This is a genomic window from Pseudomonas sp. FBCC-B1565, from assembly GCF_059133265.1.
Window position 1 is genome coordinate 6,359,667 of the sequence record NZ_CP101438.1, and the last position, 12,615, is coordinate 6,372,281.

The window sequence follows — 12,615 nt, forward strand, 5'->3', positions numbered from 1 at the left end:
AGATGACTGAGCCGATACTGCGTAGACGTCGGGCGAAGTGACCGGCGAGCTACAAACTGCGCAAAAGCTGCGCCAAACCCTGGCCAATGGAGGTCGGTTGCGGGAGTGCAAAGCGCTCCAGCAGACGGGCGTTATCAGCGCGCGAATGACGGATGTCGCCTTGACGTGAAGCTTGGTAGGTCACGTTCAACGCGGTGCCGGTGGCATTGCCCAGTTCAGCGATCAGGTCGTTGAGACTGGTCGAACGGCTGAGCCCTACGTTGATGGCTTCAGGTGCCGGTTCGCGGGTCTCGACTGCCTGGACGAGGATGCTCACCAGGTCCTGCACGTAGACGAAGTCGCGGGTTTGCTCGCCGTCACCAAAGACGGTAATCGGCTTACCCGCCAACGCGCGCTCGGTGAAGATGCTGATCACACCGGAGTACGGCGAAGACGGATCCTGGCGTGGGCCGAAGATATTGAAAAAGCGGAAGATCACCGGCTCAAGGCCATGCTCGCGACGGTAGAAGTCCAGGTAATACTCACTGGCCAACTTGTCGCTGGCATAAGGCGTCAGTGGGGACTTGGGCGTGTCTTCGGCGATGGCCGTGCCTTCGCCGTTGTTGCCGTAGGTCGCCGCGCTGGAGGCAAACACCACACGCGCCACACCGGCCTTGAGCATGCTTTGGCACACGTTGAGTGTGCCGACGAAATTGGCCTGGTGAGTGGCGACAGGATCGTCTACCGAGGCCTGCACCGACGCAACCGCCGCCAGATGCACGACTGCGCTGCAATCACGCATGGCCTGCTCGACCACGGCGCTGTCGGCGACATCGCCAACCAGCAGTTCCAGATCAGGATTACCGGCGGGCAGGTTAGCCACCTTACCGGTCGACAAGTTGTCCAATACGCGAATCTTGTAGCCTTTGCCCAGCAACGCATCGACCAGATGTGAACCAATAAAACCTGCACCACCGGTGACCAGAATTCGTCCTACAGCCATGAAGTTTACTTCCTAAAGACCCGAGCGCAGGCAGCGACAAACGAGCCTGCTAATTAAAGGTGACAGTGTTTTAGGGCTACCCTGACCAACGTCGCCTGGCCATCCGAGTCCAAGCCGCCTTATCCCTGAATCTTGAAGAACCACAGCATGGGACGAATGCGCGTTGCTAATGTCATTTTAATGGCTTAGAGCCATCAAATTCGTGGCGATCATGGTGGATCCAAAAGAGACTGTCAATGAATTGTCTAATTTGCCGCTAAACGGCAACAAGCGACAAAATCAGCCACTTATTTGACGCTGGTAATAGGGCGCAGCCTGCTTGTCACCCTTCAAGGCATCACGTCTACTGCACCCATATTGGTGTCCCAGGCTGTGTGGTCGAAACGACTTGCGTGACGATTGCTGCCTCCGACTTCATGGGCGGCTACACGGTGTTGGGCGATGAAAGCGGGCAGTTTCTGCCCGGTTTTTCAGTGTTGGGCAGTGCTGAGGCGCGATTGCCTGCGCAGGAACACCATTTGCGCCGTCACGCCGATCACCAGCACCAACGCAATGCCTGCCTGCGCACCCAGCAGCACCGGGGATTTCAGGTCAGTGACGAAGGGGTGGCCATCGGGAACGCGACGCAACGTCTCGGACACGGTGGGCACCATCAGGAAAAAAGCCGTCAGGCTCAGCAAGATCGTCTCCACATACACCCGGGCTTGCCCCAGCCAGGCCACGCGCCCTACCCCATAACCCGCCAACAGCAGCGTAATCGTAATAATGCCGATGGCGTTGCTGACGGGCTGATGCGCGACCAGGAACACGGTGAGGCCGCCGATCAACATCGACACAAAATACAACACGCCCGGCACTGAGCGCGGCACGATGCGGCCATGCCGGATAAACATGTAGGCGGCCAGTGGAATGGCCGGCAAGCTGCCGAGGGTGTGCAGCCAGCCGAGAGCGGAGATTCCGAACATAGTGGTGTTCCCATGTGGTTGGATGATGTGCAAAAACGGTCAGCGCGGGAAAGGCTCATCCCGATGGCGCCGGCGCGCTATGATCTCGGCGGTCAGCTTAGTGAGGGCGGGGTCGAACCGACATGATGAATCCCCTGGAAAACTTGATCATTCATCCACAAATGCAGCTGGAAGGGCTGGCCAAGGGCGACCTGCTGTCCCAGGTACTGGCGCAGATCCGCCTGACAGGTGATCGGGTCTATTCCTGCACGCTGACGGAGGCACAGCCCCTCACGCTGGATGAAAAAAGCGCGCACATCTGCGTGCTCCAGCACGGTCGGTTGCATCTGAACGTTGCCCATCAGCCACCCCTGACGCTGCAGCAAGGCGATGTGATCCTGCTGCCCCACGACCCCAAGGGCATTACGCTGACCGCCCTGAATGGGCCGGCAACCGTGGTCATCTGCCGCTTCTGGTTCGACGCGAGCAGCTTCCAGGCCATGCTGTTCGCCCTGCCGCGGCTGATCCATATCCAGCAAGCCGACGCCGCCGCGTGGGCGGAAGGCATTCTGCATTTCATGTTGCTCGAAGCTCACGACACGCAACCGGGCGGCGCGTTGATGATTTCGCGCCTGATCGACCTGGTGGTGATTCGCATCCTGCGCACCTGGGTGCACCAGGGCGCCGCTTCCGGATGGTTGGGTGGGCTGTCGGACGCGCGTATCGCGCGCGTGCTGAAAGCCATTCACGAAACACCAGGCAAGCAATGGCGCATCGACAATCTGGCCGAGGTGGCGGGCATGTCGAGGTCTAACTTCTGCGAACGCTTCAGCGCCTTGGTCGGCCGCTCGCCGCTTCGGTATCAGAATGAATGGCGGCTGACCCTGGCAAAAACCATGCTGGCCAAACAGGACGGCCGCATCGGGGAAGTGGGTTTTGCGATTGGCTACGCGTCCGAAGCCGCGTTCAGCCGGGCTTACAAAGCCTTTTTCGGCCGCTCGCCACGGGATGACAACGCCCGGCCGGGTTAGGCCGGGACGTGTGTATCAATGCCCGGCGCTTTGCCCGCCGTCTACATGCAGAATCTCACCGGTCACAAAGCCGGCGGTTTCCAGGTAGACGATTGCCTGGGCGATGTCACTCACTTCCCCCATGTGCCCGACCGGGTGCAATTGCCCCAACGCCATGTGGGTTTCTGCACCGTGCATCGGTGTCTTGATGATCCCCGGGCTCACGGCATTCACGCGAATCCCGCGCTTGGCGTATTCAATCGCCAAGGATTTGGTCGCCGAATTCAAGCCGCCTTTGGTGAGGTTGGCGAGTACCGACGGCACGCCGTCAATGGCGTGGTCAGCCAGGCTGGTGGTGACGTTGACGATGTGGCCGGCGCCGTGTTTTTCCATTTCGGCAATGGCGAGTTGGGTGATGTAGAAGAAACCATTGAGGTTCACCGCGAGCACGTTGGCGTAGTCCTCCTGGGTGTAGGCGGTGAAGGGTTTGGCGATGAAGATGCCGGCATTGTTGATCAGGCTGTCGATGCGCCCGAAGGTGGCCAGGGTGTCGCGGATGATGCGCTGGGCCGTGGCCGGGTCGGCGATGTCGCCGGCGACGGTGAGGATGTCGGGGTCGGTGGACGGCTGGATCGAGCGCGAGGTGGCGACCACGCGATAATCGAGGGCACGGTAGGCCTGGACCACAGCGGCGCCGATACCTTGGGACGCGCCGGTGATGATGACGACTTTTTTCATGATGATGCTCCGGTAGGGATTCAGGCTTGGGATTTGCGGTATTCGGTGGTGGTGATGCCGGCGTAGCCCCAGTTATCGGTGTCGACTTCTTCGATGACGATATGGGTCAGGTCCGGGCGTTTGTGCAGGACCCGTTCGAGGGTTTCAGTGAATTCGGCGATGACCTGGGCTTTTTGCTCCGGGGTAACGCCGTCACGGGTAATGCGCAGGCTGACAAAGGGCATGGCGAAGACTCCAGTGGCCGACCATCGGGGTGACGGGCAGGCAGTGGGGCCAATTTAGGCTTGCGCCGGGAGGGGATAAAGGTGGGCACGGGTACTTCATTAGTGATTCGATGTAACAAGTCTGCCCTGCACAGACGGGCATAAAAAAACCCCGAACCAGTCGGGGTTTTTTATCGCCTGAAACTCAGGCGCGACGCCGGATCAATTAGAAAACGTTGATCGGGTAGTCGGCGAACAGACGGATTTCGTTACCGCCTACGTTGTAGTTGCTGGCGTTGTTGGACACGCGCAACCACGACGCGCGCGCGCGCAGGCTCAGGTCTTTGGCCGGGCCGCTCTGGACCACGTACTTGAACTGGTTCCAGATTTCGCGCTCGGTGCCGTCGCCGCGGTTGGTACCGTCGTCGATGTTGGTACCACGCACGTAGGCAACGTTGTAGGTCAGGCCCGGCACGCCGAAGGTGGCGAAGTCGATGCCATAGCCCACTTGCCACGAACGCTCGTCCTTGCCGTTGAAGTCGGACCAGTAGGAGTTAGCCAGCAGGATGGTGTTGCCACCGTCGCCGATGCCGCCAGCGTTGCGGTAGCCGCCGTACAGGTAGCCGGTGTCGCCGGTGCTGCGCTGGTGAGCCACGGTGAAGCTGTGCGGGCCAACGGCCCAGGTCGCGCCCAGGCTCCAGATCTTGTTGTCGCGCGCGTCTTCACTGCCTTGGTTTTCCAGGGCGAAGCTCTTGTCCAGCTTGGTTTTGTAGCCGTTGAAGTCAAAAGTCAGCGACTGCTTCTCTGGCAGGGCCAGTACGTAGTTGACGTTGACGTATTGCTTCTTCAGCACGTCCTGCATGTCGGAGGCGTACAGCGCGGCAGACAGGCTTTCGGTGAATTTGTAGCTACCACCGATGTAGTCGATGCTTTTCAGGCGACCGCTGTCGGTGCCTTCCGTGCTCTTGCGCGCTTCTTTGGTGAAGTGACCCGCGTCCAGTTGCAGACCGGCGATCTCTTTGGAAACGATCGAGGTACCGGTGTAGGTTTCCGACAACAGACGGGAGTTGTCGTACTGCAGCACAGGCACGGCCGGGAACTGATCACCGTACTTGAGCACGGTGTTGGAAACGCGGAACTTCACGGCAGCGCCGCCTTTGGCCAGGTCGTGTGGTGCCGAGCCAGGGTTGTTGGCAGTGCCATTACCCGGTTTGAAGAAGTCGATACCGCCCGCGCCAGCGCGACCTTTACCACCGTCCAGGCGGATAGCGTATTGGCCGATCACGTCCACACCCACACCGACGGTGCCCTGGGTGAAACCGGACTCCAGCTTGCCGATGAAGCCTTGGCCCCATTCGGCTTTGTCTTGCTTGCCGTTTTTGTAGTCGCGGCTGATGTAGGCGTTACGTGCGGCGATGTTCAGGTGGCTGTCTTCGATAAAACCCTTGGACTGGTCCTGGTCGTTTGCCATTGCTGTCGATGCGCTCAAAATCCCCAGAGCGATCAGACTCATCCGTTGCTTCAACATTTTCTTGTATTCCTTATTCCTGGTTGAGTACGCGCTGTGACACCAGGCTCCGTAATGCTTTTTCTGGTGTCGACTGAATCCGGAAAAAAGAAGGCCCGCGGACGACTGAACATGCCGCGGGCCTTTTTTATTGGATGAGTCATGGCGGTTAGCCACAGGCGTTGGGCGCAATCCTAGTCGCGCCCGGAACTATGTGTCAATTTCGCGAATCGTCTGTATTTAGGCGAAATAATTCTAAGCGCAGGCCTACAACCACATTGAAAGCGACAAAAAACCGCATGCAAAACGGCAAAAAACACATTCCGTAACATATTTAAAAGCCGATACGTTTGGCAATTGATAACGCGCGCAAATGCAAAGCATTACCATTAACGCGTAGTTTTCCTCCCAAACCATTCGGATACATTCCTTAATGCCTGCCCCTCGCCTGACGCCCATCACCCTTGGGCTTTCCGTTCTGCTGTCTGCCGGTTTTGCCTGTGCGGCCACCACCTTGCCCGAAACCTCGATCAGCGCCGAAGCTGACGAAGACGACCCACGCGTCAAGGAAACCAGCACCGCCACCCGCACCGCTACGCCGGTGCGTTATGTGCCCCAGGCCATCGACTCGGTTAAGACCGAAAGCCTGCGCGCCTACGGCACCAATGACCTGGGCCAGGCGTTGAGCGGCATTCCCAACGTCAGCAGCGGCGCCGACACGCGCTTCGACAGCCTGCGCATCCGGGGTTTCGATGCGAGCAACGACTTCTACCTGGATGGCATCCGCGATGACAGCCAGTACGTGCGCGACCTGCACAACATCGAGCGCATCGAAGTGCTCAAGGGGCCAGCTGCCGTACTCTACGGGCGAGGCGGTCAGGGAGGGATCGTCAACCGTGTGAGCAAACTGCCTACCGCCGGCCACAAATCGAGTATCGAGGCCCAAGGCGGCAGCAACGATTTGCGCAGCCTGTATGCCGACCTCAGCACCGACCCCACCGATAACATCAGCCTGCGCCTGAACATGGGCAACCAGGACAACAACAGCTTCCGCGATGGCGTCAGCGGCAATCGCCAGCTGTTCGCACCGTCCATGAGCTGGCAGCTCACGCCGGACCTGAATTGGCTGGTGCAATACGAATACAGCCGCTACAACCGCACGCCGGACCGTGGCATTCCCGGGGTCAACGGCCGGCCGGCGGATGTGAGCCGCAGCACCACCTACGGCGACAGCCGCGACTACATCGACGACAAATCCCAGTCCCTGCGCTCCAAGCTGGCCTATGAGCTCAACGACAACTGGCAACTGCGCCAGACCCTGGGCGTGTTCAAGCTCGACAGTGATTTCGACAACACCTACCAGACCGCCTACGTGCCTGCGACCAACAGCGTGACACGCCAGCGCTGGCAGCAAGACCTGACCACGCGGAACCTCTTCAACAACGTCGAACTGGAAGGCGGCTTCAGCACCTTCGGCCTGGAACACCGCCTGCTCACCGGCGTCGAAATGGGCAGCCAACGCCGCGATCCGAAGCTCTACAACGGTGGCAACACCGTGCCGAGCCTCAACCTCAACCAGCCCAACCGCCACCTGAGCCACACCGGGCGGATGAGCGTATCCAGCAACAACCACACCGAAGTGGAAAGTCGTGCGGTTTATATACAAGACCAACTGCGCCTGAACGATCAATGGCAGCTCCTGGCTGGCCTGCGTTACGACCGCTTTGAAGTCGATACCAAGAACAAACTCAACAACCTCCAGCAAGATGTCGACAGCCATAACGCCAGCCCGCGCATCGGCCTGGTGTGGACGCCCCTGGAAAACCACTCGTTCTACGCCTCGTGGAGCAAGACGTTCTCCCCAGCCGGCGGCGGCCTGATCGGCATCACCCCGAGCGCCACCAGCGGCGCCAACGACCTGAGCCCCGAACTGACCAAACAGAAGGAAATCGGGGTCAAGAGCGACTGGCTGGACGACCGCCTGAGCACCACCCTGGCGGTGTACGAACTGGAACTCTACAACCGCCGCACCAGCGACCCGCTGGACCGCACCATCACCCTGCTCAGCGGTTTGCAACGCTCACGCGGCGTGGAGCTGACTGCCACCGGCAAGATCGTCGGCAACTGGTACGTACGCGGCGGTATCGGCCTGCAGGACGCCACGGTGGTGAAGGACAACAACGGCTTTGAAGGCAAGCGCGTCAGTGATGTGGCCAAGCGCAACGGCAGCCTGTTTATCACCTGGAAACCAGAAATGGGCTGGTACGCCGAAACCGGTTTGACGCTGGTGGGGGATCGTTACGCCGACAGTCTCAACACCGTGGTGCTGCCGGGTTATGGCCGTTGGGATGCGTTGGCCGGGTTCCGCCAGAAGGAATGGGACGTGAGGGCGGCGCTGAACAATATCGCGGATAAAAACTACTATGCGTCGGCGACCAGCGTGGCGCAGATCCAGCCGGGAGAGCCGCGCAGCGTGGTGGTGACTGGGACCTACAGTTTCTAAACCGAATACATCCAAAAGGTGTAGCAAGGGGCTTGCCCCCGATGGCAACCGGTCGGTTGATATTTTTGCCTGACACGCCGCTATCGGGGGCAAGCCCCCTCCCACATTTGTTCTCTGTGTTGCTTAGTTTTTCAGCAGGTCACACAACGCGTGCACTTCATCCTCACTGAACAACCCCGCCGGATAGCGTTTACTCATCACGCTGCGCAAGTCAGGCTGTTGCCTGATCTGTCGCGAACCGTTTTCCTTCAACCAGAGCGCCAGCGCATGGATCGCGTCGCCGTTGACCCGCAAGGGGTGGAACGTGCGCGTGTACATCAGGTTGATATCGGCATTCATTTCAGCGCTCTCTCCTACTGCGTGAGCGGCTAACTTACTCAAGGTTTATGACAGAACTGCGCAGTCATTAACTTGGGCCACTGTGACGACACCGATACAAGAGCTATGCCAATGTCTCGTGTTTATAGGCATACGCACACAAAAAAGCCCGCGACCTTGCTGGGCCGCGGGCTTGCTGTAAGCGCTCGAACCAGATAGCCCCTGGCTCCGGTTAAAGCACTGTTACAACTGCACTCAATTTTTGTGCGGAGCAGGCTGTTGTTGGGTCAGGCAATGGATATTGCCGCCCCCCAGTAACAGTTCGCGGCCCGGCACCATCACCACTTCGTGCTGCGGGAACAGGTCCTGCAGGATCGCCTTGGCCTGGCTGTCCAGCGGGTCGTCGAAGCTTGGGGCGATGATGCCGCCGTTGACGATCAGGAAGTTCACGTAGGAACCGGCCAGGCGCACGGTCGGATTGCGCTCCTGGGAGCCGTCAACCGGGTCGACACCGGCGCATTCTTCCTCGGTGGCGTACAGCGGCCCCGGGATCGGCATTTTATGCACTGTGAACGAGCGGCCCTGGGCGTCGGTGCTGCTTTGCAGCACGTCCAGGGCGGCGTGGCAGCGCGCGTAGTTCGGGTCGTGCGCGTCATCGGTCCAGGCCAGCAACACTTCGCCCGGGCGCACGTAGCAGCAGAAGTTATCCACATGGCCGTCGGTTTCGTCGTTGAACAGGCCATCCGGCAACCAGATGATTTTATCCACAGCCAGGTTGGCGCTCAGCACTGCTTCGATCTCGGCCCGGCCCAGGTGCGGGTTGCGATTGCGGTTGAGCAGGCATTCTTCGGTGGTGATCAGGGTGCCTTCGCCGTCAACATGGATCGAACCGCCTTCCAGCACAAAACCTTCGGTGCGGTAGCGCGGCGCGCGTTCGATCTCGAGGATCTTGCCGCCAACCTGGGAGTCGCGGTTCCACGGCGCATACAAGCCGCCGTCAAAACCGCCCCAGGCGTTGAAATCCCAGTTCACGCCGCGCACTTCGCCGCTGTTGTTGATCACGAAGGTCGGGCCGGTGTCGCGCACCCAGGCGTCATCGCTGGACATCTCCACCACGCGGATATTCGGCACATCCAGGCGGGCGCGGGCGTTTTCGTACTGGCCGGCGGATACGGCAACGGTCACCGGTTCAAAACGTGCGATCGCCTTGGCCACCGCCACATGGGCAGCCTGCGCCGGCTTGCCGCCCAGGCGCCAGTTGTCCGGGCGCTCGGGCCAGATCATCCAGGTTTGCGTCTGTGGCGCCCATTCGGCGGGCATGTGGAAGCCATCGGCGCGAGGGGTACTGTGCAGGGTGGTCATGGCGGTCAGGGCTCCGAATGGGGTAAATGCCGACTTTATAACGGATAAAAATCGGCTTTAAAAGCAACAGAAAATCATAGGCGGTAAATATGACAGCAAATAACCGATAACAATCGATTAATCACAATTGCTCATCCAGCACCTTCGACAGCATGTCGACAAAGAAGTCCACGCTGCGCCTCGACGTGACCATCGGCGGCTTGATCTTGAGGATGTTCAGATAGTCGCCGGTAGGCTGCATGAAAATTCCCAACTCCCGCAGACGATCACACAACAAGGTGGTTTCTTCGGTGGCGGGCTCCAGGGTTTGCCGGTCGCGTACCAATTCCAGGCCGAGGTAAAACCCGGAACCGTGGACGGCGCCAACCAATGGATGGCGCTCGATCAGAGCTTCCAGGCGAGCCTTGAAATGCCCGCCGACCACTTGGGCGTTTTCCCACAGTTTTTCTTCCTCCATCACATCCAACACGGCCATGCCGATGCGACAACTGACCGGGCTGCCTCCTGACGACGAGAAGAAATAACCTTCAGCCTCCAGCGCTTCGGCGATTTCACGCCGGGTGATCACCGCCCCCAGGGGCTGGCCATTGCCCATGCCCTTGGCCATGGTGATGATATCGGGCACCACGCCCTGCTCTTCAAAGCCCCAGAAGAAGTGCCCCATGCGGCCATAGCCCACCTGCACTTCATCGGCGATGCACACGCCGCCTTGGGCACGCACAAGCGTATACACCTGCTGCAAATAGCCCGGCGGCAACGAGATACCACCGGCATTGCCGTACACCGGCTCACAGATGAAACCGGCCAACTGGCGTTTGCTTGCAGCGATTTTCGCCAGGTTGTGCTCCACACTTCGTACGTAATCGGGCGCACTGTCCTGCCCGCGAAACTCGCCGCGATAGGTATTCGGCGCCGTCACCGGGTGCACCCAGTCCGGCCGGCTGCTCAAGGCCTGGGGGTTGTCGGCAATCGAGGTGGACACCGCATCCGCCGCCACCGACCAGCCATGGTAGGCCTCCAGCACACTGAGCATGTCGCGCCCGCCGCTGTAGGCCCAGGCCAGGCGGATCGCCAGGTCATTGGCCTCGGTGCCGCTGTTGACCAGGAACACCCGGTCCATGCCCTCCGGTGCCAGCGCCAGCAAGCGCTCGGAAAACTCGGCAATCGCCGCATAGTGAAAGCGCGAGTTGGTGTTGAGCAACGACCACTGCCGCGCCGCCACCGCCGCCATACGCGGGTGGCCGTGGCCGAGTACCGCCACGTTATTGAGCATGTCCAGGTAGGAGCGGCCCTGCATGTCGATCAGGTGGTTGCGCCAGCCGCGCTCGATACGCGGCGGGTCGACGTAATAGTGCTTTTGCGAACGGGCGAAACTGGCGTCGCGCCGGGCCAGCAGGGCCTCGGGGTCCAGCTCGGGCTCGGCGTCGCAGGCCAGCCCCAGCAGCGCAGCCGGCGATGGGCACAGTGCTTGCCACGCCAGTGCCCGGGACGGTGCGCAGAACAGCGGTGCGGGCAAGTCAGCCCGGCAAAGCTGTACCGTCAGCGGCCCCTCGACCTCACCGATCACCTGGCCCTTGAGCACCGCAGCCCCCGGCTGCAAAAGCGGCTTTACACCCCACAGCCGCACGGTCGCTTCGCTGTTATGCACCTGCAGTTCGCCATTGGCCCCCCGTCGCACCACACCGGCAAACGGCGCTTCGACGGAAGTCGCCAACGACACGTGCAGTTCAACGTGCAACGGGAACGTCTCCGGCTCGGTCGCACTGTCGGGCCGAGTACACGACAACCGGTACTGCCCATAGCGACTCGCCGCCAAGCCATGCACCGCCGCCGCCTCCTGCAACAGGCGCTGATCGATGCCGGGTTGCTCCCAGTTGCCGGCCTCGAAATGCGGGCTGAGCACGCCCAGGTCGATCAGCGCGAACTCGCGGCCTACCAACCCCGGCAACAAAGGAGCAAAGCCTTGGCTGGCGATGGGTGCGGGTGCCTGGCCAACACTGCTGAGAATCGCCGCTTCCATCAGCTCAAACGGCACCGAGGTCGCTACATGGAAGATTTCCCACTCATGCTCGGCATTTTTCAACAGGTAGCTGTTATGCGGATCCAGCCGTTGTTGCTGCTCGCTGCTCAAGACCAGCACCGCCGCGCGGGCGACGATCAGCGGCCATAGCGCCTGTAATTCTTCATGCTGCAACGGCGTCACCGCATGGCAAGCCTGGACCGCCGGCAAGATAGCAAAGGGGTCGCCCTCGGCATGGTGCAGCAGCGCGGCGCAGGTCACCGACAGATCGGCAATGCGCCAGGTGCGCACCAGGTCGCCGAAATCGATCACGCCCTGAAGTTGCCAGTGGCGTTGCGCATCACGCTGCCACACCACATTGTCGTCGGTGATATCCATGTGCACGGCTTGCCACGGCAGGTGGTCGGCCAGGGGACGCATACGGTCCTGGACCTGCTCAGCCACTTGTTCCAGCGCTTGGCGGTGAGGCAAATCTTCCAGGGTTGCCAGCAGATGCCTGATCAATTCCAGGGCATGGCGCGGGTCCCATTGCAACGTACGCTCCAGGCCCGGATGTTCAAACGACGCCAGCGCCTGGCTCATCCGACCGCAAAGGTCGCCAAAGCTTGCGATCACCCTGCGCCCCAAGTGGGGCAGATGGGTCAACGGCTGGCCGTCGATATAGTCCAGCACCCGCACATGCAGGGTTTGGCCGTCGAGGGTCAGGGTCAGCAGTTCCTCACCTGTCAGGGCCTTGATGACCTTGGGTACGCGCACCGCCTGCAGGCTGTTGAGCGCCGCGTGCTGGGCCTGAAGTTCCACGGCAGCGTAGTCGCCCCGGCAGATTTTCAGAACGAACCGGCCACGGGCACTGTCGACTTTGTAGTTAAGGTCTTGCTGGCTGCCCAGCGATCGCAACGTGCCACTAAGGCCGTAATACTGCTCAAGCAATCGAGCCGCCTGATCGGGGCTGACTTGCGGGCAGGGTAGACTGGCGCGATGGATCAGGGTGGCGAGCAACATGGGGGTGGCCTCGGTTTTTAGGGGTG

10 protein-coding genes are annotated in these 12,615 nt (G+C 60.6%); 2 read left to right on the top strand and 8 right to left on the bottom strand.

All coding sequences use genetic code 11. The annotated features are described in order from the left end of the window. Positions 1 to 49 precede the first annotated feature (49 nt). Both NL123_RS29280 and NL123_RS29285 read right to left on the bottom strand, forming a co-directional pair. Positions 50 to 982, bottom strand: coding sequence for an SDR family NAD(P)-dependent oxidoreductase (locus NL123_RS29280; RefSeq protein WP_248485693.1), 933 nt, complete (start codon positions 980 to 982; stop codon positions 50 to 52). Positions 983 to 1,452: 470 nt separating this feature from the next. Further along, positions 1,453 to 1,947 carry a hypothetical protein gene (locus NL123_RS29285; protein WP_494356878.1) on the bottom strand — a complete coding sequence of 165 codons (495 nt, stop codon included), beginning with the start codon at positions 1,945 to 1,947 and terminating at the stop codon, positions 1,453 to 1,455. A gap of 122 nt (positions 1,948 to 2,069) precedes the next feature. On the opposite strand from NL123_RS29285, the gene NL123_RS29290 reads away from it, so the two are divergent. Next, the gene (locus NL123_RS29290) at positions 2,070 to 2,957 is read left to right on the top strand and encodes an AraC family transcriptional regulator (protein WP_494356879.1); all 888 of its coding nucleotides are present in this window, start codon (positions 2,070 to 2,072) and stop codon (positions 2,955 to 2,957) included. Between the two features lie 15 nt (positions 2,958 to 2,972). Here the strand turns inward: NL123_RS29290 and NL123_RS29295 are convergent, their stop codons facing one another. The 3 genes from NL123_RS29295 to NL123_RS29305 all read right to left on the bottom strand — a co-directional run bounded on the left by NL123_RS29295 (position 2,973) and on the right by NL123_RS29305 (position 5,405). Continuing rightward, positions 2,973 to 3,674: an SDR family NAD(P)-dependent oxidoreductase gene (locus NL123_RS29295; protein WP_248485690.1), complete on the bottom strand. Its 702-nt coding sequence runs from the start codon at positions 3,672 to 3,674 to the stop codon at positions 2,973 to 2,975. Between the two features lie 20 nt (positions 3,675 to 3,694). Continuing rightward, a complete protein-coding gene (locus tag NL123_RS29300; RefSeq protein ID WP_016979078.1) occupies positions 3,695 to 3,898 on the bottom strand; it encodes a tautomerase family protein in 204 nt (67 codons plus the stop codon). Between the two features lie 205 nt (positions 3,899 to 4,103). Continuing rightward, a complete protein-coding gene (locus NL123_RS29305; protein ID WP_058426224.1) occupies positions 4,104 to 5,405 on the bottom strand; it encodes an OprD family porin in 1,302 nt (433 codons plus the stop codon). A 412-nt stretch (positions 5,406 to 5,817) separates the two neighbouring features. Between NL123_RS29305 and NL123_RS29310 the strand changes: the two genes are divergently transcribed. Next, entirely contained in the window at positions 5,818 to 7,887 is a 2,070-nt protein-coding gene (locus tag NL123_RS29310) for a TonB-dependent receptor (protein WP_248485689.1), read from the top strand. Between the two features lie 123 nt (positions 7,888 to 8,010). On the opposite strand, the gene NL123_RS29315 is transcribed toward NL123_RS29310, so the two are convergent. The 3 genes from NL123_RS29315 to NL123_RS29325 form a co-directional block, all read right to left on the bottom strand. Beyond that, the gene (locus NL123_RS29315) at positions 8,011 to 8,226 is read right to left on the bottom strand and encodes a hypothetical protein (protein WP_248485688.1); all 216 of its coding nucleotides are present in this window, start codon (positions 8,224 to 8,226) and stop codon (positions 8,011 to 8,013) included. 234 nt (positions 8,227 to 8,460) lie between these two features. After that, entirely contained in the window at positions 8,461 to 9,567 is a 1,107-nt protein-coding gene (gene aguA / locus NL123_RS29320) for an agmatine deiminase (protein ID WP_248485687.1), read from the bottom strand. A 121-nt stretch (positions 9,568 to 9,688) separates the two neighbouring features. After that, positions 9,689 to 12,589 (bottom strand): aminotransferase, encoded by a 2,901-nt coding sequence (locus NL123_RS29325; RefSeq protein WP_494356880.1) that lies wholly within the window; start codon positions 12,587 to 12,589, stop codon positions 9,689 to 9,691. Positions 12,590 to 12,615 lie beyond the last annotated feature (26 nt).

What these genes read in the sequence shown, in the direction of transcription:
- NL123_RS29305 (WP_058426224.1), bottom strand. Translation starts at nt 5,405, where the DNA reads ATGTTGAAGCAACGGATGAGTCTGATCGCTCTGGGGATTTTGAGCGCA.
- NL123_RS29280 (WP_248485693.1), bottom strand. Translation starts at nt 982, where the DNA reads ATGGCTGTAGGACGAATTCTGGTCACCGGTGGTGCAGGTTTTATTGGT.
- aguA (WP_248485687.1), bottom strand. Translation starts at nt 9,567, where the DNA reads ATGACCACCCTGCACAGTACCCCTCGCGCCGATGGCTTCCACATGCCC.
- NL123_RS29325 (WP_494356880.1), bottom strand. Translation starts at nt 12,589, where the DNA reads ATGTTGCTCGCCACCCTGATCCATCGCGCCAGTCTACCCTGCCCGCAA.
- NL123_RS29295 (WP_248485690.1), bottom strand. Translation starts at nt 3,674, where the DNA reads ATGAAAAAAGTCGTCATCATCACCGGCGCGTCCCAAGGTATCGGCGCC.
- NL123_RS29310 (WP_248485689.1), top strand. Translation starts at nt 5,818, where the DNA reads ATGCCTGCCCCTCGCCTGACGCCCATCACCCTTGGGCTTTCCGTTCTG.
- NL123_RS29285 (WP_494356878.1), bottom strand. Translation starts at nt 1,947, where the DNA reads ATGTTCGGAATCTCCGCTCTCGGCTGGCTGCACACCCTCGGCAGCTTG.
- NL123_RS29300 (WP_016979078.1), bottom strand. Translation starts at nt 3,898, where the DNA reads ATGCCCTTTGTCAGCCTGCGCATTACCCGTGACGGCGTTACCCCGGAG.
- NL123_RS29315 (WP_248485688.1), bottom strand. Translation starts at nt 8,226, where the DNA reads ATGAATGCCGATATCAACCTGATGTACACGCGCACGTTCCACCCCTTG.
- NL123_RS29290 (WP_494356879.1), top strand. Translation starts at nt 2,070, where the DNA reads ATGATGAATCCCCTGGAAAACTTGATCATTCATCCACAAATGCAGCTG.